The sequence below is a fragment of the Pyxidicoccus sp. MSG2 genome (assembly GCF_026626705.1).
Lineage (GTDB): Bacteria > Myxococcota > Myxococcia > Myxococcales > Myxococcaceae > Myxococcus.
The window spans coordinates 3,846,456-3,865,965 of the sequence record NZ_JAPNKC010000001.1 but is presented as its reverse complement, the minus strand read 5'-3'; the positions used below and the strand labels follow the sequence as shown (position 1 = coordinate 3,865,965).

The following is a 19,510-nucleotide window of genomic DNA, read 5'->3' as shown; positions in this document are numbered from 1 at the left end:
CTGACGGGTTTGCGGCTCACAGCTTGATGCAGACGTTCTTCGGCTCGGTGAAGAAGCGCAGCGCGTCCCAGCCGCCCTCGCGCCCCACGCCCGAGTCCTTCACCCCACCGAACGGTGTGCGCAAATCGCGCAGCATCCAGGTGTTCACCCAGACGATGCCGCTGTGCAGCCGCGAAGCGAAGCGGTGCGCGCGCTGCAAGTCGCGCGTCCATACGCTGGCGGCCAGGCCGTACTTCGTGGAGTTGGCCCAGGCGAGGACTTCCTCCTCCTGGTCGAAGGGGATGAGCGTGGCCACCGGCCCGAAGATTTCCTCCTGGTTGGTGCGGCACGCGGCGTCCAGGCCCTCGATGAGGGTGGGCTCCACGAACCAGCCGTTGCGGCACCGCCCCGGGACGCTGGCGCGCTTGCCACCGGTGAGGACGCGGCCGCCCTCCTGCTTCGCGATGTCCACGTAGCCGAGCACCTTGTCGAAGTGCTGCTGCGACACCAGCGCGCCCTGGTCCGTGCCGGCCTCCAGCGGGTCACCCACCTTGAGGGCGCGGGTGCGGGCGACGAGCGCCTCCTTGAAGCGCTCGTAGATGGGGCGCTGCACGAAGATGCGCGGGCCGCAGAGACAGATTTGCCCCTGGTTGGCGAAGGACGAGCGCACCGTGGTGGCGAGCGCCTCGTCGAAGTCGCAGTCCGCGAAGATGACGTTGGGATTCTTGCCGCCCATCTCCAGCGACAGCTTCTTGAAGGCGGGGGCGGCCACGCGGGCAATCTCCGCGCCGGTGCGCGTGCTGCCGGTGAAGGAGATGGCGCTGATGTCCGGGTGGCGGCTCATCGCCGCGCCCACCTTGGGGCCCAGGCCGTGGACCATGTTGAGCACGCCCGGCGGAAGGCCCGCCTCGCGGCACACCTGGGACAGCAGATAGGCCGTCATCGGCGTGACTTCGGACGGCTTGGCGACGACGCAGTTCCCGATGGCCAGCGCCGGGGCAATCTTCCACGTGAGCAGGTAGAGCGGCAGGTTCCACGGGGAGATGCAGCCCACCACGCCCAGCGGCGAGCGCAGGGTGTAGTTGAGGGCGACGTTGTCCGTCTGGTGCGCCTCGCTGGAGAACTGCGTGACGGCGTCCGCGAAGAACTCGAAGTTGAGGATGCTGCGCGGAATGTCGACGGTGGAGGCGACGGACAGGGGCTTGCCCGTGTCGATGGACTCCGCGCGGGCGAACGCGTCCAGGCGGGAGCGAATCGCGTCCGCGATGCGGCGGAGCATGCGGGAGCGCTCGGTGGCCGGGGTGGCGGACCAGGCGGGGAAGGCGCGCGAGGCGGCCTCCACGGCGCGCTGCACGTCCGGCTCGTCCGAGTCGGGCACCTTCGCGTACGTCTCCGCCGTGGCCGGCTCGGGCTTGTCCAGCCACGTGCCGCTGCTGGCGGGCAGCAGCTCACCGCCGATGTAGTTGAGTACCTTCTCCATGGCCGGGCCCTCTGTGTGTGCCAACCCCACGGCCCGGCCACGGACTCCCGCTTCCCTGGTCGCTCGCAGGGGAGGGGGCCGCGCCGCGCTGTGCAGGACGCGGCGCAATGTATGAAACCGAGGGGGTTGTCACCAGCGCCGCGCACACGCGCCGTCCACTCGTGTACCCGGGGATGACGCGTTGCCCCAGGACGCCTCCTTCTGAGGGGCAGCAGCCATGCTGGTGGAGTCCCCGTCACATCCGCGGGCAGTCCTCCCCAACAGGGAATGCGCCGTGGGGTTCGGGCGCGGGAGGCATGTGATGTCGGTACCACGCAAGGTGCTCGTGACAGGGGCCACGGGACAGCAGGGCGGCGCCGTGGCTCGCTGCCTGCTGGAGCGGGGCCATCGGGTCCGCGCGCTCGTCCGTTTCCCGGAGGCGCCGGCCGCCCGTGAGCTCGAGCGCCTCGGGGCGGTGCTCGTCCCGGGCCGCTTCGAGGACTTCGCGTCCCTGGTGCGCGCCACGGCGGGCGTGGATGCCGTCTTCGGCGTCACCACGCCCTTCGACGGCATCGCCGCCGAGGCCATGAAGGGTCTGGCGCTCGTCGATGCGGCGCGCGAGGTCAGGGTCGCGCACTTCGTGCTCACCTCCGCGTGCAATGCCGACCGGGGCACCGGCATCCCCAGCTTCGAGAGCAAGCGCCGCGTCGAGGAGCACCTGGCGCGCTCCGGCGTGCCCTTCACCATCGTCGCGCCTGCGTACTTCCTGGAGAACCTCCTCACGCCCTTCAGCGTGTCCGCGCTGGGTGCCAGCACGTTCTCCCGCTGGATGCCGGTGGAGCGGCGCGTCCAGTACATCGCCGTGGAGGACATCGGACGCTTCTGCGTGCTCGCCTTCGAGCGGCGCGAGTCGTTCCTCGGGCGCAGGGTCGACCTCGCGGGCGACGCGCTCGATGGCACCCAGGCCGCCGCGATTCTCTCCCGCGTGCTGGGCAGGCCCATCCACCCCGTCGAGCTGCCCCTGGCCTCCTTTCCGGCGCAGGGCGAGCTGGGACAGAACGTCGCGGCCACCCTCGCGTGGATGGCCCGCACGGGCTTCAGCGCGGACGTCGCCGGACTGCGCCGGGAGTTTCCCGAGGTTGGCTGGCGCTCCTTCGAGTCCTGGGTGCGCGCGCACCGGGCAGCGCTCCTCGGCACTCCGGGCGCATAGCTGGCCGGAGGTCCTTCTCCGGGGCGCATCACATCCCCGTCGTGCGCTGTCTGCCTTCGAGGACCGCTGGAGGCCTTGCAATGCGTATGACCGGCGAACGGAACCGTGCCACCGAGGACTGCTCCTCCCCGCGGGGGGATGAGCGATTCCTGAAGCAGCAGTGTCTTCACCAACAGGGCGCGCTCCAGACGTGGCAGGGGACGGACCTCGCCACGGGCGCCGCGGTGGTGATGAAGACGGCGCCCCTTCACGCGCTCAAGGTGGGGGCCTTCGATCGCATGTCGCGAGACGACGACGTCCTGCGCGAGCTGCGCAGCCCCTGGCTCTCGCCTCCCCTGCACAGCGGGGTGGAAGGCGAGTCGCTGCTCCGTGTGCGCCCCGACGCTTCGTCCGGAACGCTGGCTGAGCGGCTGGCGCGGGGTCCGCTCGCGCTCCACGAAACCCTCATGCTGGGGCAGGGCCTCCTGCGAGTGCTGCACGAGGCCCATGCCCAGCGGGTGCTTCATCGCCACCTCAAGCCCTCCAACGTCGTCATCGCCTCGGAAGGGACGTTCCAGGAGGCGGCGCTCATCGACTTCGGGCTCGCGCTGGAGGACTTCCGGGAAGCGTCCCTCCTGGCGCTCCCCCTTCCCGCCATCCAGTACCTCGCTCCCGAGCAGTTGGGCCTCATGGCCGCCGAGCCAGGCCCGGCCTCCGACCTCTACGCCGTGGGGTTGATGCTCTTCGAGTGCCTCGCCGGGACGCTCCCGTTTCCGGGGAAGACGCTGGGAGAGCTCCTCCAGCAGCACCTCAGCACCGTCCCGGAGCTGCGCGCCCGGGGGCTGCCTGTTCCTCGCGCACTGGAGCAGGTGGTTCAGCATCTGCTGTGCGAGGAGCCGCGCGAGCGCTACCAGTCGGCGGAGGCTGCGCTCCGAGACCTCGAAGAGATTGCCGTGGAGCTGGCGCGCGGCCTCGCGGACCCGGCCGTGGTGGTGGGCAGGACCGACCGTCACCCCCGAATCATCGAGCCCGCTTTCGTCGGTCGGGCCCAGGAGCTGACGGCGCTGGAGCGCGCGCGGGAAGCAACGGCGCGGGGGGAAGGGGGACTCGTCCTCGTGGAGGGCGTGTCGGGTGGAGGCAAGACGATGCTGCTGGATGAGCTGGAGCGGCGGGCCCTGGCGCATGGAGCACGGGTCTTCCGTGGCCAGGCCATGAACCACGCGGCTCCGCAGCCGCTGCAGGCGCTGCTGGGCGTCCTGCAAGACCTGGCTTCGGCCGTGGAGCGCTCCCCCGCCTTGGCCGAGGCACTGCGAGCGGGTGGGGGAACCCTCGGTGCACTCTGTGCCGACTCTCACAAGCTCGAACAGATGTTGAAGATGCCTGCCGCCGAATGTCAGGTCGAAGGGCCGGAGAGCCTGGGAGAAGCCCGCATGGTGCGGGCGCTCGCCGCAGTGGTCAGGGTGCTGGGGGACGCGGAGACTCCGGCCCTCGTGCTGCTGGATGACTGCCAGTGGTCGGATGAGCTGACCCTCAAGCTGCTCGCCGCGCTGGGGACGCCCTCCAAGGATGCACCGCAAGCCCGCCAGTTCGTCACCGTGGTGGCGGCCTTCCGGACGGAAGCGGTGCCCGAGGGACACCTGCTCCGCCGCAGGGCTCCCATGCTCCACCTCTCCTTGCCGCCGCTCACCGCGCCGGACCTGCGGGACCTGGCGGAGTCCATGGCGGGGCGTCTGCCCGACGCGGCGCTGGAGGTCGTCGTCAGGATTTCCGAAGGCAACCCCTTCATGGCCGCCGCGCTGGTGCGAGGGCTCGTCGAGAGCGGGGCCATGGAGCCCGTGGCCTCCGGATGGCACGTGGTGCCGGAGCGGCTCGCGGAGGTGCGCTCCTCACTGAGGGCCGCCTCGTTGCTGCTGAACTGTCTGGCGCACCTGCCGGAGGAGTCGCGCTCCCTGCTGGCCGCGGGGGCCGTGCTCGGCAGGGAGTTCGAGGTGCACCAGGTGGCGGTCCTCGTGAAGCAGGACCGGGAGCGGGCCATCGCCCTGCTGGAGGAGCCCCGGCGGCGCAGCCTCGTCTGGGCGGAGCTGCCCCGGGGCCAGTACACCTTCGCGCACGACCTCATCCGGGAGACCCTGCTGGAGCAACTCCCGGCGGAGGAGCAGCGGGCGCTGCACCTCGCGGCCGCGATGGAGCTGGAGCGCAGGGCTCCCGAGCGGAGCTTCGAGCTGGCGTGGCACTTCGACGAGGCGGGAGCTCCGGAGCGTGCGTGGCCCCATGCCTTGAAGTCAGCGGAAGAGGCCCGGCGCAGGTACACACTGGATGTCGCCGAGCGCTACTACCGGCTGGCCGACCGCGGGGCGGTGGACGCGGACGACGCGACGCGGATGCGCATCCTGGAAGGACTGGGGGACGTCCTGCGCATCCGGGGATGCCCGGGGGCCGAGCCGACCTATGCACGGGCGCAAGCCTTCGCCACGACGCGCCTGGACCGGGCCCGACTGGAGGGACGGCGGGGAGAAGTCTTGTTCGGCCGGTTCGAAGGAGAGGACGCCGCGGACCGGATGGAGTCCGCGCTCCGGATCCTTGGACGGTGGGTTCCACGCAGCCTCGCGTCCCGTACCGTGTTCCTGCTCTGGGAGCTGCTCATCCACGTGTTGCGAATCCCCCGGCTGAAGAGGTGGGTCCACCGCTCGCCCTCCCTGGAGGGGGAGGCGCTGCTCACGGCACACCTGCTCGCGAGGCTCTCACAGACGTATTGGGCCCGGGTCCGGCCGCTGGCCACCGCCTTGTGGGCCCACCTGCGTGGACTGAACACCGCCGGGCAGTACGCCCCCGGTTCGGAGCTGGCAACGGCCTACGCGAACCACGGCGCCGGGCTTGCGCTGCTCGTGCAATTCATTCCGCGGGTGCCCCTCTTCCTCGCGGTCCTGGCCCTGGCCTGGTCGAAGACGTACTTCCATCGGGCGCTGGCCTTGCGAGAGTCGTTCGGTGACGTCTACGAGCATGGAGGCACGCTCTTCGCGTATCAGTTCACGCTGCTCTCCTGCGCGCGGTACCAGGAGAGTGTCGAGGCCGGTCTTGGCGCGGCGCGATTGCGCCGGCAGACGGGTGGGGTCCATGAGTGGCGGTCCGGCAATGCCCATGACTTCCTGGGCATCGGGCTCTACCTGTTGGGGGACCTGCCGGCTGCCGTCTCCCGCGGTCAGGCGCGGTACCGCAAGGGTCTGGCGTGCGACAACCCCATCATGTGTGGCCTCGGACTGAAGCTCTGGGCGAGCGCATCGGAAGGGCTGCTGCCAGCGGAAGCCATCGCCGCGGAGCTTGCGCGTTCCGCGGGTGACGCCCCCACGTATGGCTTCGAGCTCGGCAGGGCCGAGCTTCTTCAGGCGGAGGGACTCCGGCTCCTCCGCGTGGGACAGGCCGGGCAGGCCGTGGCCGCCCTGAGACAGGCCCTCCAACATGCGACGGCTTCGAAGCTTCGCGTCACCCTGTTTCTGGCCGAGCTCCGGGCACTGCTCGTGAGGGCCCTCAGGGAGCAGGCCGCCCAGGTGCCACCCTGGGCCTTCTCCGTCTGTGCCGGGCTGTTGCGCCAGGCCAGGGCCATTGCCCGGAGGGAGTGCCGTCACCCGCTGCCCTTCCGGAACAACCTCGCGAGCATCTTCCGTGAGCTGGGGCTGATGGCCGCGATGGAAGGACGCAATGCCCGGGCGCGCCGGTACTTCGGCCGGAGCCTCGCCATCGCCGAGCGCCTGGACATGCGCTACGAGCGGGCCCGCACTCTGCTGGCCCGCGCCCAGGTGGGCGCGGCCGTGGGGTGGCCCGAGGCAGCCGGGGATGCCGCCGCTGGCGAAGAGGCGATGCGGCCGATGCGCGCGGCGCTGGAGCCCGCAACCGTCGAGGAAGTCCCGGCGAGCCTGTCCCTGGTGGACCGATTCCCCCGCATCCTGGCCGCAGGGCGCGCCATCGCCTCGGCGCTGACGCGGGGGGCGGTGTGCTTGGCCGTGTGCGAGGCCGTGTCGGGCTTGCTGCGCGGCGAGGACCCGGTGCTCGTCGAAGTCACTCCGGAGGGGTCGTTCGTTCCCGCCCTGTCCGATGACAGGCTCGGCCCCTTCATGCGCCGCGCGCTGGAGCAGCGGCGTCCCTTCGTTCCCTCCACGGAGGAGCTCGAGCGCGCGGGCTGCGTGGAGGCACGCTCGGTGCTGTGCGCCCCCATCCTGGTGCGCGGTGAAGTCGCGGCCGTCTTCCGCGTCACCAACCACAAGCTGGCGGGAGCCTTCGGGCCGGAGGAGCTGCGCATCGCGGAGTACATCGCCACGCTGGCTGGCGCCGCGTTGGAGAACGCGCGGGGCTTCGCCGAAGTGAATGCCCTCTCCGAGGAGCGGGAACGGCTGTACCAGCAGGCCCAGGCCGCGCTGCGCAAGCGCGACGAGTTCCTCGCCGTGGCCTCGCATGAATTGCGCACGCCCTTCACGCCCATGCGCCTCTACATGCAGGGGCTGCTGGGCGCGCTGCGAAACCCGGCCCGGGCCGCGGGTCTGGAGTCCTGGGTGACGAAGCTGGAGACGGCCAACACGCGCCTGCAGCGGCTGGCGAAGCTGGTGGAGGACCTGTTCGACGTGTCCCGCATGTCCGAAGGCCGGCTGCCGGTGCGCCGGGAGCCGGTGGACCTGGCCGCGCTCACGGTGGAGGCGGTGGACCGGTGGAAGGACGAGCTCGTGCGCGCGAAGTGCGAATCCACGCTGGAGGCACCCGAGCCGGTGGTCGGGTGCTGGGATGGACTGCGCCTGGAACAGGTGCTCGACAACCTGCTGGGCAACGCCATGAAGTACGGGCCCGGCAAGCCCATCCACGTTTCCATCCGGAAACACGGAGAGCATGCGCGACTGGTGGTGCGCGACGAGGGCATGGGCATTGCCCCCGAGGACCAGCCCCGCATCTTCGAGAAGTTCGAGCGCGCGGTGTCTGAGAACTACGGGGGCTTCGGGCTGGGGCTGTGGATTTCGCGCGAGGTGGTGCGCGGGCTTGGCGGCCGCATCCTCGTGGACAGCACGCCGGGGCAGGGGGCGACCTTCACGGTGGAGCTGCCGCTCACCAGCCCGAGCCCGCCACCTGCCGCGTCGGGACGTTGAGGCGGTTCCACATGTTGGTCATGGCGACGTACATGACGAGCTGCGCGAGCGCGGGCTCCTCGTAGTATCGCGCGGCCTCCTTCCAGACGTCGTCGGGCACCGGGTCCGGGCGGTCACTGAGCCGGGTGGCGGATTCGGCGAACGCCAGTGCCGCGCGCTCGGCGTCGTTGAAGTGCGGCGACTCCCTCCACGTCGCCACCGCGAAGAGGCGCTCATCCGTCTCGCCCGCCTTGCGGGCTTCGCGCACGCCCAGGTCCACGCAGAAGGCGCAGCCGTTGATTTGACTGGCGCGCAGGTGGACGAGCTCGAGCGTGTGTGCGGGCACGCCGCCCTGCTTCAAGGCCTTCGCCAGTGCCATCAGCGCCTGTAGGGCCTCGGGGTGGAGCATCGCGGGGTTCTTCATTCGTGCTTGCATGGCCATCTCCTTCGGGGTTCATCGGGCTTTCACGGGGATGACGAATCGCGAAAAGGAGATGTGACCGATGCACGAACAAAAGGGGTTGGCGGAGCGATTCGAGGCACACCGGGCCCACCTGCGCGGGGTGGCCTACCGGATGCTTGGTTCGCTGGGCGAGGCGGAGGACGCCGTCCAGGAGTCCTGGTTCCGGCTCAGCCGCGCCGACACGAGCGGCGTGGAGAACCTCGGGGGCTGGCTGACCACCGTCGTCTCTCGGGTGTGCATGGACCTGCTGCGCGCCCGCGAGGCACGGCGCGAGGAGCCCCAGGGCGTGCACCTGCCTGAGCCCCTCCTCGACCGCGAGGGCGGAGCCTCCCCCGAGCAGGAGGCGCTGATGGCGGACTCCGTGGGCCTCGCGCTGCTCGTGGTCCTCGACACCCTGGGGCCCGCCGAGCGCGTCGCCTTCGTGCTGCACGACCTCTTCTCCATGCCCTTCGAGGAGATTGCCCCCATCGTCGGGCGCGCCCCGGCCGCCACCCGGCAGCTCGCGAGCCGCGCGCGACGACGCGTGCAGGGCGCCGCCGCGATTCCCGAGGCCGAGCTCGCCCCTCAGCGCGCCGCCGTCCACGCCTTCCTCGCGGCCCTGCGCGCCGGGGACCTGGACGCGCTGCTCGCGGTGTTGGACCCGGACGTCGTGCTCCGCGCCGACAGCGCCTCCGTGCCCCCGGGTGTACCGACGGACCTTCGCGGTGCACGGACCGCGGCCACGCTGGCGCTCAACGTCTCGCGCGGCGCCGTCTCCGCACGGCCCGCGCTCGTGGATGGGGCGGTGGGCATCGTCGTGGCTCCGCGCGGGCGGCTGCTCCTCGCCCTGCGCTTCACGCTCCTGCACGGGAAGGTCGTACAGATTGACGTGGTCGCCGAGCCGGCGAGTCTTCGCGAGCTCGACCTGGGGGTCCTCGACACGCGCTGAGTCCGCGGTCTCCGCGCGCCTGCCCGGTTGGTGTGCGGCCGTCCCGTGCCCGGGGCGGCCCCGGCGGAGGTGGACGTGTCCCGTAGGGGTTCTGGCTCAAGGGGATTCGTTCACCATGCCCATGGAACCCGCCGTGCCCTTGCCGCAGGTCCCGTCCGAGGGGGAGGGCCCACGGTCCCTCTCCACCGCGCCCACGCTCGAGGAAGCCCTCTTCCTCCTCGCGGAGACGGCGCGCGGCCTGGTCCGGGCACACCAGGCCACGGTGACGGTGGGGGCTGACGCCGGCCGGCCGCAGCCCCTGTTCGCCACGTCGCTGTCGAAGGCCTACCAGGCGTGGGGCGGCTACCTGGTTCCGCCCCCGGGCTCGAGCACGCCGCTCCCCCGTACGGAGAAGACGCGGCTCAGGCTGGAGCATGGCAGGCGCGAGCCGCTCCCTTCCTGGGAGGCCCGTCCGGCCCCGTCGCGGGGCTGGCTGTCGGTGCCCCTCCAGGGCGCCACGGGCACCCTCCAGGTCTTCGACGCGGAGTCGGGGAGGGACTTCACGCCGGAGGACGAGGCCGCGCTCAACAGCCTGGCGGACCTGGCGGGCATGGCGCTGGAGGCCGTGCGGCTGCGCGAGGAGAACGCGACCCTGCGCCAGCAATTCCACCAGTCCGAGGAGCGCTTCCAGGCGCTCGTCCGCGCGTCGAAGCAGGTGGTGTGGATGGCGGACGCGCAGGGCACCATCACCCGGCTGTGCACCGCCTGGGGCGACTTCACCGGGCAGGAGCACGAGCAATACTCCGGCTGGGGATGGATGTCCGCCATCCACCCGGAGGACCAGGCCCGGGTGGCGGACGTGGTGCGCCGCACCGCCCTGATGGGTGGCAACTACGAGTGCGAGTACCGGCTGCGCCGCAGCGACGGCTCGTACTTCCCCACCCTCGCGCGCGGCGTGCCGCTGCTGAACGAGGACGGCACCGCCCGCGAGTGGGTGGGTATCAACACCCACCTCGCCCCGATGCGGGCCGCCGAGGGCAAGCTGGAGCGGCTGCTGCGCGAGGAGCAGGCGGCGCGCACCCTGGCGGAGGTGGCCGAGCAGCGAGCGGCCTTCCTGTCCGAGGCGAGCCGTGTGCTGACCTCCTCCTCGCTCGACCCGAAGGCGACGCTCGACGCGCTCGCCTGGCTCACCGTGCCGACAATGGCGGACTGGTGCTTCGTGGACGTCGTGGACGACTCGGGCACCGTGCACCGCATGTCGGTGGCCCACGCGGACACCGCGGACGAGGCGCTCGCCCGGGAGGTGCGCGACTTCCCGCCCGGCGCCCCCGGCTCCAATCACCCCACCACGCGCGTGGTGCGCAGCGCCGAGTCCGTGCTGGTGGACGACGTCTCCGACGCGTGGCTGCGCAAGGTATCGGTGAGCGAGCGGCACTACGAGGTCATGCGCGCCGTGGGCTTCCACTGCATCATGTCCGTCCCGCTGCTGGCGCGCGGGCGCTCGCTGGGCGCGCTCACCTTCCTCGCGGTGCAGCCCTCGCGGCGCTACACGCAGGCGGACCTGGTCACCGCGCAGGACCTCGCGCGCCGGGCCGCGCTGCTCCTGGACAACGCCATCCTCTACCGCGAGGCCCGCAAGTCGGTGCTCCTGCGCGACGAGTTCCTCTCCATCGCCAGCCACGAGTTGAAGACACCGCTGACGCCGATGCAGCTGCGCCTCCAGTCGCTGCGGCGGGAGACGCAGAAGGGCGCCCCCACCATTCCCACGGCGACGGTGGCCTCGCAGCTGGACGTGGTGCAGCGGCAGGTGACGAAGCTGTCGGCGCTGGTGAATGGGCTGCTGGACGTGTCCCGCATCTCCAGCGGGCGGCTGACGCTGGACCGCGAGCCCATGGACCTGGCCGAGCTGGCGCGCGACGTGGTGACGCGCTTCTCGCTCCCCGCCAACCAGGCCGGGTGCCCGGTGACGCTGCACGCGCGGGACGACATGCGCGGCAGCTGGGACCGGCTGCGGGTGGACCAGGTGGTGACCAACCTGCTCACCAACGCGCTGAAGTACGGCGCGGGCAAGCCCGTGCACCTGTCGCTCTGCGGGGACGAGGCCCACGTGCGAATCGTCGTGGAGGACTCGGGCATCGGTATCGCCCCCGAGCACCTGTCGCGCATCTTCGAGCGCTTCGGCCGCGCTGTCAGTGAGCGGCACTACGGGGGACTCGGGCTGGGGCTCTACATCACCCGGCAGATTGTCGAGTCCCACGGTGGGGAGGTCCACGTCCACAGCACGCCCGGACAGGGCAGCCGCTTCGAGGTGGTCCTCCCCCGGTGAGCGTCAGCTCCCCATCCGCGCCCGGAGGCGGTCCTTCACGCGCGGGAAGTCCTCCGGGGCCTTCACCGGCTCGAAGCGACTGTTGGCCGGGTCCACGCGCTCCACCTCGATGAACGTCACGGGCAGCAGCGGCTGGCCGTCCGTCCGGGTGAGGCTGCTGGCCTCCGCCGTCACCTGCTCCAACTGAATCACCGACTGGCCGTCCACCTTCTTGGTGACGACGCGGTAGGGGATGGGGATGGCCTTGTCGAGCAGGGGCTCCAAATCGAAGGTGATGTTGTTGGTGGAGATGGTGGCGTGCTTCGTCGGGTCCACCTTCTCCACGAGCTGGAGCATGCCGTTGAGCCGCACCGGCGCGGCGCCCGCGTCCAGCGCACCGCCGGGGTTGGCGCGCGGCGTGACTTCCACCGTCATCTGCTTGCCCAGCTCCAGGTGCATGCCGATGACGGCCGGGTCCAGCGTGGCGGCGAGGTTGTCCACGTTGGAGAAGTAGACCTGCCGCACGCCCTGCTTGCGCAGCGCCTCGCCCACGCCGCTGTCGCGCAGGGCGCGGAAGACGTCGCCGTGGCCCGACGGCGCGAAGGACAGCTGGCCTTCCGCGTCCCGCCACAGCTCATGCGAGGCCGTCAGGCGCGGCAGCATCCGCTGGCGGAACAGGTGCACGTTCTTCGTCTGCCCCGTCTTCTTCAGGTGCTCCTCGATGCCGTCGTGCGTGAGGTACGACGTCATCACCGCCATGGGCACCGGACGCCCGAAGCGCGCCTCCAGTCGGCGTCCCTCCTCGAGCTTGATGTCCAGGAAGGTGCGCTCGCCGTAGACGGGAACCAGCGCCTTCACCGCGCCGCCGAAGCGCGTGCCCGCGCCGCCGGCCACGATGAGGGCGGCCACCTGGCCCTTGCGGAACGCTTCCTCACCGCGCGCGCGGTACTTCTCGTAGTCGGGCGTGCCCGGGCGGGGCAGGGGCTGGACGTCGCCTTCGTGGAGCGGCTGCAGCGCGCTCGTGGGCGCCGCGGCCTCGGCGAGCTCCCCGCGCTTGAGCCGGGCGAGCAGGTCGCGAAAGCTGGCGACGTCGAAGCCGTCGCGCGCGAGCTGGGGACTTTCGAGTTCCGCGTCAGTCTTGTCAGAGGACATGGGGGAAGGCTTTCCCGCCCGCGTGCATGAATGCAATGCCAAAAGATATAAGGTGCCCCAGGAGGCAATACTCATGTCGCGCAAAGTGGCCCTCATCACCGGCGCCTCGGCCGGACTCGGCGAGCAGTTCGCGCAGTGCTTCGCCCGGGACGGACACGACGTCATCCTGGTGGCACGCGGCGCCGCGCGGCTGGAGGCGCTCGCGGAGAAGCTGGAGAAGGAGCACGGGGTGAAGGCCCACGTGCTGCCGGCGGACCTGGGCCAGCCGGACGCGCCCGAGAAGCTCTTCGAGGCGGTGCGCGCGAAGGGGCTGACGGTGGACTTCCTCGTCAACAACGCGGGCTTCGGCTCCGCCGGCGCGTTCCTGGAGCAGGACCTGGCGCGCGAGGCGGAGATGGTGCAGGTCAACTGCACCTCCCTGCTGAAGCTGACGTACCTGTTCGCGCGGCCCATGCGCGAGCGCGGCGCCGGGCGCATCCTCAACGTCGCCTCCACCGCCGGCTTCCAGCCCGGGCCGTACATGGCCACGTACTACGCGACCAAGGCCTTCGTGATGTCGCTGTCGGAGGCGCTGTCGCACGAGCTGAATGGCACCGGGGTGACGGTGACGTGCCACTGCCCCGGCGCCACGCACACCGAGTTCGCCCAGCGGGCCGGCAACCACAAGTCGCGCCTGTTCCAGCGGTCCGGCGTGGCGAAGGCGCCGGACGTGGCCGCCCACGCCTACGCGGCGATGATGCGCGGGAGCGTGCTCGCGGTGCACGGCGTGCTCAACTGGCTGGGCGCATTCATGGTGCGCTTCAGCCCCCGCTTCGCCGTGCGCTCCGTCGCGGCGAACCTCAACCAGCAGGGCTGAGGCGGGCGGCACGGGGCCGCCCACCGTGCCGTCACTTCAGTTGAACGTCGCGGACAGGAAGACCATGCCGTTGACGACGTTCCACTTCGCGCTCTCGTCCTTCTCCGGCACGCGGCCGAGCGCGAGCTCGGCACCGAGGCCCAGGCCCCAGTTCTTGCTCACCCACCACTCCTTGCCGATGCCCAGGTGGAGGCCGCCGCCCACGTCCGTCTCGGCAATCTTCTCGCCGTTCTCGTTGATGGTGAGCTGGGCGAACGAGAGCGCGCCGGACAGGTACACGTTGGCGGGCATGATGTAGTACGTGAAGCCCACGCCGAGCGCCCCGTAGTTCTGGCTCACGTCCTCGTCCTGGCCCTCGATGGTCAGGTCGCCCACCTCGATGTCCGGGCTGGGCACGGACGTGCCGAAGAGCTTCCCGTAGAGGATGAAGTTGCGCGTCAGCGCGGCGCCGATTTCGGCGTTGACGCCGGCCGCGCCGCCCTTGACGGCCACGTCCTCGCCCACCACCGAGGCGCGGTTGTAGCCACCGCCCACCTGCAGGCGCAGGTAGAAGCCGTCGTGCTCGTGGAAGCCGTCGTCACGGCGGTCCTCGTCGCGGGCGCTCGCCGCGGTCGCCGTGAGCAGCACTGCCGAGACAATCCATGGAGTGTGTCGCATGAAGAGATTCCTTGAACCGAATGGGCCCGTCCGGCCTGGGCTATCGACGTTATGCAGCAGGACGGAGGGCGAAGGCCAATATTCACGCGGGGCGCCGTGAGTCCTCCCGGCGTCTCGGGTAGCCTGCCGGCGCATGGTGAACACCCCGGACGCGCGCGTGCTGGAGCCGCTGACCCTGGACAGGGTGGTGCCGTCATGAACACCGCCGTCCGGGGGCTGCTCGTCGCGGCTGCGACCTTCGCGGGCAGTCTCTTCATCTCCGGTGCGTGGCTGATGGTGGGGCTCCTGATTGCGGGCAAGGCGCTGGGCGCCCGCGCGGGCTTCGGGATGATGGTGACGCTCGGCCTGACGGCGGCCACCTTCCTGGCGGGCATCGCCGTCGTCTACCGGGGGCTGGGCCGGGTGGGCGTGCCGGGGAATGCGCGGCTCGTGAGCGTGGGGGCGTACGGGCTCGTCGCCCTGGGGACGCTCGCGCTTCTGGCCTTCATGACCCTGGTTGCCTTCAACCGCTGACAGTGCGGCACGGTGTGCTTGCGCGCCCGCGCGCGGGTGCCAGAAGCTCGCCGGCCACTTTTGACGAGAGAGAGAGGGACGGGGATGACCGCACCTGTGGACCACGAGCAGCTTGCCCTCGCGCTGGACTCCGCGCGCCTGGAGCGCCGCGAGGTGGCGCCGCTCACCCGCGAGCTGCCGCACCTCGCGCTGGCGGACGCCTACGCCATCCAAGAGGGCGGCATCCGCCTGCGCCTGTCGCGGGGTGAGCGCGTGGTGGGCCTGAAGATGGGGCTCACCTCGGAGGCGAAGCGGCGGCAGATGAACCTGGACTCGCCGGTGTACGGCGTCCTCACGGACCGGATGCAGGTGCCGGCGGACGGCGTCATCCAGGTGGGGCAGGGCATCCACCCGAAAATCGAGCCGGAGATTGCCTTCCGCACCTCGCGCGAGCTGGGCGGGAAGGTGACGCGCGAGCAGGTGCTGGATGCGTGCGCGTCCGTCTTCGCGGCGATGGAAATCCTCGACTCACGCTACCGGGACTTCAAGTACTTCTCCCTGCCGGACGTGGTGGCGGACAACTCGTCGTCATCGCTGTTCGTGCTCGGCACCGCGGAGCATCCGCCGCGCGCGCTCGACTTGACGCGGCTGGAGATGAAGATGTCCGTCAACGGCGAGGTGGTGCAGGCGGCGCGCTCGGATGCCATCTCCGGGGACCCGGTGGTGTCCGTCATCCAGCTCTGCGAGTTGCTGGCGCAGCGCGGGCAGGTGCTGCCGGCGGGGAGCATCGTCCTGGCGGGCGCCGCGACGGCCGCGCACATGCTGCGGCCCGGAGACAGGGTGCAGTTGACGGTGGAGGGGCTGGGCTCGGTGGCGGTGTCGTCGGCCTGAGTCAGGGCTGGGCTTCGCCGCGCGCCTCCAGTTCGTAGAGGTAGCGGCGGATGAGCTTCACCACGGCTTCCGGCGCGTTGAAGTTGAGTGTGTGGCCGGCGCCGGGCACCTCCTCCAGGCGGCCCTGGGGGAGGCTTTGCACCAGTGCCTCGGCGCGGGTGCGCGGGAAGATGCGGTCCTTCGCGCCGCGCACCACGAGCACGGGTGAGCGGACGTGGGGGAGCTTCTCCTCGGGCACGTCCTTGCGTGCGGAGCGGAGGGAGCGCAGGGCGCGGAGGAGGCCGAAGGTGCGGTAGTCCTGCGCCATGATGACGTTGAGGGACGGGGGCTCGCGCACGCCGTCCGCGAGCCAGCGCACCACCTGCTTCGGGGTGCCGTGGTGGCGGGTGTCGAGCGTGGGCCCGAGCAGCACCAGCGGTCCGCAGCGCTCGGGGTAGCGCGACGCGAAGTCCACGGCGAACTGGCAGCCGGAGGAGTTGGCGACGAGGGCGGGGTTCTCGAGGCCGGCGGCGTCCATCCACGCGGCGAGCGAGTCCGCGAGGCCGGCCACGTCGAGCGGGCGGCGGGGCTTCTGGCTGCGGCCGAAGCCGGGCAGGTCCGGCGCGTAGACGCGGAAGTACGGCGCGAGGCCCATGCCGGTGGGCACCATGTACGTGCTGGACGCGACGAGGCCGTGGAGGAGGACGACGCTCCACGCGCGGCCCGGCACGGGCTGGGCGGAGACGCGCGTGTGGATGCGCAGGTCGTTCACCTGGTGCCACGTGCTGCGCAGCGCGCCCATGGGCAGCCCGCCCAGTCCTTCCAGTGCCCGACGACTTCCCGCGCGCTCGGCGAGGCGCAGACTCGTGTGTGCCAACAGGCCCATGCTCGCTCCCCGGCTGTGTGAGGTCCGCCAGGAAGGTAGCCCTCGAGGCGCACCCGGACAGGCTGGCGGTCGTGGCCTGCCTGCTCGGGGGTGGAGGGGGCGGGCGGGGCTCAAGCGGCCGCGGCGTTCCTCATCACGGCGTCTGTCGCACCCACACGCCGGAAGGCACATCCGCCGTCACCCGCAGCGCCTGCTCCGCCTGCGAGGGCGCGCAGGGCTTGAGCCGGGCCTCGCCGAGGTTGCTGGACTCCAGCACGAAGGACCGGTGCGCCCGGCTCGTCACCCGCTCCGGCCAGCGGCCCTCCTCCGTGCGCTTCAGGTCCGCCTCCACCAGGGAGATGAGCGCGTCGTGCTGGAGCCGGGCCAGGTCCACCCGCTCCGCGTACTCGCTGTAGTTGACGCCGCTCGGGCCATCGACGGGGAACAGCGCGCTGGCGCTCTGTGCGTCGAAGGTCTCGAAGGCTCGCCGCCGTGCCGCGGGCTCGCGGTCCGCTACTGCAATCAGCGCGTCGAATCCCTCCACCACCTTCCGCCACATGAACCGGGTGGTGAGGGAATCCTCCAGGGCCATCGACAGGGCGGGCGGCTTCGTGGCGGCCTCCCGAGCACCCTCCGGCAGCGCGGCCAGCAGCTCCGCGGGCATCAGCTCGCCGAAGAGCATGAGCTGCATCACGACGGACTCCTGCTTCAGCATCTGCGAGAAGGGCAGCTGCCCCTCCGCCAGCCGCGATAGCTGCGCCACCGCGCTCCGCTTGCGCTCCATCGGCGCTGCATCCAGCGCCGCCGCGCAGGGCCGGTACAGGAGCCCCTGTCCCGTCGCGGAGGTCATCTGTCCTATCAGCCCTCCACCCAGTGTCAGCTCCCGGCTCAGCGCCAGCGTGTCCAGGCAGGTGTCCACCGCCTTCTCCGCCTGTCCCTCCGCCAGCAGTAACCGAGTCTCCAGCGCGGCCAGTTGAATCACATGCAGCAGCGCCGGCATACCCGTGTCCGCGTACGGATGCGTTGGAGACGCCAGGTCTCCCATCCCCTCCGGCAGCCCGCCCTCCTCCGCGTGGGTGGCCGCCAGCACCCGTGCCACCAGCTCCCGTCCCTTCTTCCATTCCTCCTGGCACGGCGTGGGCAGCGCGGAGACAGGCTCCCGGCCTTCGATGACGGCGCGGCACGGAAATGCGGGGGCCACGGACTGGAAGGCCACGGACCGCTCGCGGTACAGCCGCAGCACCTCTCCCATCAGCGGGTCCAGGTGCTGCGCGAACGTCCCGGGCACCGCGGGTGTCACATGCGACGGACGCGGGTAGCGGGTCCGGGCCATCGCCTCCACGTCCCGCACCAGCCGCTCGGCCAGCGGTCCCGTGCGCAGCGTCACGTACGCCACGCCTCCAAGGCTCGCGAGGATGATGGCGAGCACGCCGCCGGCAAGGGCGAGGAGGGGTCGGGGGGAGGGCATGCGGGGGGACTCCAGCGAGGCGCCCCGAGGTTCTCACGAAATGCCGCGCACCGGGGTTCCCTCCTGTCGCCTGGAGGACTTCACCGCCTGTCCGGGCGCCCTCCGCACGAGCAGCGCGCCGGAAGTCCCGAGGCGTCCTCCCGCCCTGGTTCGCCGCTCGGGCCGGGCGCACCGTCCCGCCGGAGTCCTCCGCTCAACGCTCCAGCGGCACCCCGCCGTGCTCCAGTTCCACCGGCGCGCGCGTCACCGGCGCGGGCCCCAGCCGCTGCAGCAGGTGCTCGGCCAGCGCCCGCGCCTGGGTGCGAATCTCGGGCACGGCCGTCGTCTCCCACAGCTCGCCCCGGCGCGGCGGGCCCAGCGTGTAGAGCCGCCCGGAGGCCCGGCCGCTCAAGTCGAGCAGCGCGCCGTCCCCGTCCGTCGCCAGCCCCATGCCCAGCACGTCCGGGCTCACCAGCCCCGCATCCGCCATGGCCTTGAGCAGCGGGTGGCCCCGGGTGATGGCGCCCTCGGGTCCGGTACAGTTGACTACATGTTGTACGTGCAACACGGTTTCCTGGGTGTCCCCGCGCGGCCGCAGGCGCGCCTCCACGCCCGCGTCCTCCAGCCGGAAGCTCCGCACGCGCGCCGCGTGGAGGAACAGCCGGCCCTCGCCGCGCAGCCGCTCCACCGTGTCGCCGATGCTCGGCGCCATCCGGTGCCGGTGCACCTCCCAGTGCGAGCGCAGGTGGCGCAGGAAGCGCCGCCGCTCGCCCTCCGTCAGCCGGTGCCACAGGGGCACCGTGGCCGGGCGCAGCGCGTCCACCACCGTCCGCCAGTCCGCCCCCGCGTCCGTTGCCCGCTTCACCTCCTGGCGCATGATGCGCAGCACCGCGCGGATGCGGATGGGAATCGGGTGCATGCGGCCGTCGGCGCCCTCCCACTCCTCGCACACCCGCAGCACTTCCTGGCGCAGCGCGCGCAGCACGTCCCGGATGCCGGGAGATGAATACGTCGTCGAGTAGCTCAGCGCTCCGCGCCGGTGCACGTGCGGCAGGAGCCCGTGCCGTGACACCGCGTGGATGATGCCCCGGTGCCCGCGCTCCTCCAGTGACAGCACCGTGTCCACCATGGTGAGCCCCGTGCCGATGAGCAGCACCGTGTCCCGGGGACCCACGTCGAGCAGCGCCCCCGGCGCCCACGGTGAGCGGTGGTAGCGCGCGCTCGCGTACAGCCCTCCGTCCGGCACCCGCAGGTCCGCCGGCAGCGCGTTGCCCAGCGCCAGCACCGCCGCGCGCGCCTCCAGCTGTCCACCGCCCGACAGCGAGAGCAGCACCCGGCCCGCGTCCTCGCGCACCGACACCACGTCCGCCGCCACCACCTCCAGGTGGATGCCCGTCGGCGCGTGCGCGACGAAGTCCCGCAGCACCGACTCCAGGTAGTGGCCGTAGCGCTGGCGCGGGACGAAGTCGCCGGGGGCCGTGTCGGGGGCCTCGCGCCGCATCCAGCGCAGGAAGTGCTCGGGGTCGTCCGGGAAGGCGCCCATCCTCCCGGCGGGAACGTTGAGCAGGTGACGCGAGCTGTCCGTGGAGTACGCTAGGCCCCGGCCCACCCGTCCGCTCCGCTCCACGAGTACGACGCGGAGGGGCGCACTCGCGCTCTTCAAGAGGTTCAACGCCAGCAGCGTCCCGCTGGCCCCCCCTCCAACGATGGCCACGTCCCAACAACCCATCTGTGCTCGCACGCCGCAATCGTATGTCGTGTCCG

General features: G+C 71.5%; 14 protein-coding genes. 7 read left to right on the top strand and 7 right to left on the bottom strand.

Going from position 1 to position 19,510, the window contains the following annotated elements:
- Positions 1–16: 16 nt before the first annotated feature.
- A complete protein-coding gene (locus OV427_RS14575) occupies positions 17–1,459 on the bottom strand; it encodes an aldehyde dehydrogenase (RefSeq protein ID WP_267856705.1) in 1,443 nt (480 codons plus the stop codon).
- Positions 1,460–1,760: 301 nt separating this feature from the next.
- Between OV427_RS14575 and OV427_RS14570 the strand changes: the two genes are divergently transcribed.
- Positions 1,761–2,648 carry an NmrA/HSCARG family protein gene (locus OV427_RS14570; RefSeq protein ID WP_267856704.1) on the top strand — a complete coding sequence of 296 codons (888 nt, stop codon included), beginning with the start codon at positions 1,761–1,763 and terminating at the stop codon, positions 2,646–2,648.
- A gap of 86 nt (positions 2,649–2,734) precedes the next feature.
- Entirely contained in the window at positions 2,735–7,753 is a 5,019-nt protein-coding gene (locus OV427_RS14565) for an ATP-binding protein (protein ID WP_267856703.1), read from the top strand.
- Here OV427_RS14565 and OV427_RS14560 read toward each other — a convergent pair.
- Entirely contained in the window at positions 7,713–8,168 is a 456-nt protein-coding gene (locus OV427_RS14560) for a carboxymuconolactone decarboxylase family protein (RefSeq protein ID WP_267856702.1), read from the bottom strand. The two genes, OV427_RS14565 and OV427_RS14560, sit on opposite strands and share 41 nt — an antisense overlap.
- Positions 8,169–8,235: 67 nt before the next feature.
- Here OV427_RS14560 and OV427_RS14555 point away from each other — a divergent pair, with 67 nt between their 5' ends.
- Positions 8,236–9,123 carry a sigma-70 family RNA polymerase sigma factor gene (locus tag OV427_RS14555; RefSeq protein ID WP_267856701.1) on the top strand — a complete coding sequence of 296 codons (888 nt, stop codon included), beginning with the start codon at positions 8,236–8,238 and terminating at the stop codon, positions 9,121–9,123.
- Between the two features lie 115 nt (positions 9,124–9,238).
- Complete coding sequence (locus OV427_RS14550; RefSeq protein WP_267856700.1) at positions 9,239–11,428, top strand: ATP-binding protein; 2,190 nt, start codon at positions 9,239–9,241, stop codon at positions 11,426–11,428.
- A gap of 3 nt (positions 11,429–11,431) precedes the next feature.
- On the opposite strand, the gene OV427_RS14545 is transcribed toward OV427_RS14550, so the two are convergent.
- Complete coding sequence (locus tag OV427_RS14545) at positions 11,432–12,559, bottom strand: UTP--glucose-1-phosphate uridylyltransferase (RefSeq protein ID WP_267856699.1); 1,128 nt, start codon at positions 12,557–12,559, stop codon at positions 11,432–11,434.
- Between the two features lie 73 nt (positions 12,560–12,632).
- Between OV427_RS14545 and OV427_RS14540 the strand changes: the two genes are divergently transcribed.
- Positions 12,633–13,415, top strand: coding sequence for an SDR family NAD(P)-dependent oxidoreductase (locus OV427_RS14540; RefSeq protein ID WP_267856698.1), 783 nt, complete (start codon positions 12,633–12,635; stop codon positions 13,413–13,415).
- Between the two features lie 36 nt (positions 13,416–13,451).
- On the opposite strand, the gene OV427_RS14535 is transcribed toward OV427_RS14540, so the two are convergent.
- Positions 13,452–14,072: an outer membrane beta-barrel protein gene (locus OV427_RS14535; RefSeq protein ID WP_267856697.1), complete on the bottom strand. Its 621-nt coding sequence runs from the start codon at positions 14,070–14,072 to the stop codon at positions 13,452–13,454.
- A gap of 195 nt (positions 14,073–14,267) precedes the next feature.
- On the opposite strand from OV427_RS14535, the gene OV427_RS14530 reads away from it, so the two are divergent.
- Complete coding sequence (locus OV427_RS14530; RefSeq protein ID WP_267856696.1) at positions 14,268–14,585, top strand: hypothetical protein; 318 nt, start codon at positions 14,268–14,270, stop codon at positions 14,583–14,585.
- Positions 14,586–14,669: 84 nt separating this feature from the next.
- Positions 14,670–15,455, top strand: a complete 786-nt coding sequence (locus OV427_RS14525) for a 2-keto-4-pentenoate hydratase (RefSeq protein WP_267856695.1) — start codon at positions 14,670–14,672, stop codon at positions 15,453–15,455.
- A gap of 1 nt (position 15,456) precedes the next feature.
- On the opposite strand, the gene OV427_RS14520 is transcribed toward OV427_RS14525, so the two are convergent.
- The 3 genes from OV427_RS14520 to OV427_RS14510 all read right to left on the bottom strand — a co-directional run bounded on the left by OV427_RS14520 (position 15,457) and on the right by OV427_RS14510 (position 19,487).
- Entirely contained in the window at positions 15,457–16,320 is an 864-nt protein-coding gene (locus OV427_RS14520) for an alpha/beta fold hydrolase (protein ID WP_267856694.1), read from the bottom strand.
- Positions 16,321–16,453: 133 nt separating this feature from the next.
- Positions 16,454–17,767 (bottom strand): hypothetical protein, encoded by a 1,314-nt coding sequence (locus OV427_RS14515; protein WP_267856693.1) that lies wholly within the window; start codon positions 17,765–17,767, stop codon positions 16,454–16,456.
- A 193-nt stretch (positions 17,768–17,960) separates the two neighbouring features.
- A complete protein-coding gene (locus OV427_RS14510) occupies positions 17,961–19,487 on the bottom strand; it encodes an FAD/NAD(P)-binding protein (RefSeq protein WP_267856692.1) in 1,527 nt (508 codons plus the stop codon).
- Between the last annotated feature and the right edge of the window lie 23 nt (positions 19,488–19,510).

Excerpts from the sequence above, each read along its gene's own strand:
- OV427_RS14565 (WP_267856703.1), top strand. The coding sequence starts at position 2,735 with ATGACCGGCGAACGGAACCGTGCCACCGAGGACTGCTCCTCCCCGCGG.
- OV427_RS14555 (WP_267856701.1), top strand. The coding sequence starts at position 8,236 with ATGCACGAACAAAAGGGGTTGGCGGAGCGATTCGAGGCACACCGGGCC.
- OV427_RS14515 (WP_267856693.1), bottom strand. The coding sequence starts at position 17,767 with ATGCCCTCCCCCCGACCCCTCCTCGCCCTTGCCGGCGGCGTGCTCGCC.
- OV427_RS14520 (WP_267856694.1), bottom strand. The coding sequence starts at position 16,320 with ATGGGCCTGTTGGCACACACGAGTCTGCGCCTCGCCGAGCGCGCGGGA.
- OV427_RS14575 (WP_267856705.1), bottom strand. The coding sequence starts at position 1,459 with ATGGAGAAGGTACTCAACTACATCGGCGGTGAGCTGCTGCCCGCCAGC.
- OV427_RS14570 (WP_267856704.1), top strand. The coding sequence starts at position 1,761 with ATGTCGGTACCACGCAAGGTGCTCGTGACAGGGGCCACGGGACAGCAG.
- OV427_RS14560 (WP_267856702.1), bottom strand. The coding sequence starts at position 8,168 with ATGCAAGCACGAATGAAGAACCCCGCGATGCTCCACCCCGAGGCCCTA.
- OV427_RS14545 (WP_267856699.1), bottom strand. The coding sequence starts at position 12,559 with ATGTCCTCTGACAAGACTGACGCGGAACTCGAAAGTCCCCAGCTCGCG.
- OV427_RS14525 (WP_267856695.1), top strand. The coding sequence starts at position 14,670 with ATGACCGCACCTGTGGACCACGAGCAGCTTGCCCTCGCGCTGGACTCC.
- OV427_RS14550 (WP_267856700.1), top strand. The coding sequence starts at position 9,239 with ATGCCCATGGAACCCGCCGTGCCCTTGCCGCAGGTCCCGTCCGAGGGG.
- OV427_RS14540 (WP_267856698.1), top strand. The coding sequence starts at position 12,633 with ATGTCGCGCAAAGTGGCCCTCATCACCGGCGCCTCGGCCGGACTCGGC.
- OV427_RS14535 (WP_267856697.1), bottom strand. The coding sequence starts at position 14,072 with ATGCGACACACTCCATGGATTGTCTCGGCAGTGCTGCTCACGGCGACC.
- OV427_RS14530 (WP_267856696.1), top strand. The coding sequence starts at position 14,268 with ATGAACACCGCCGTCCGGGGGCTGCTCGTCGCGGCTGCGACCTTCGCG.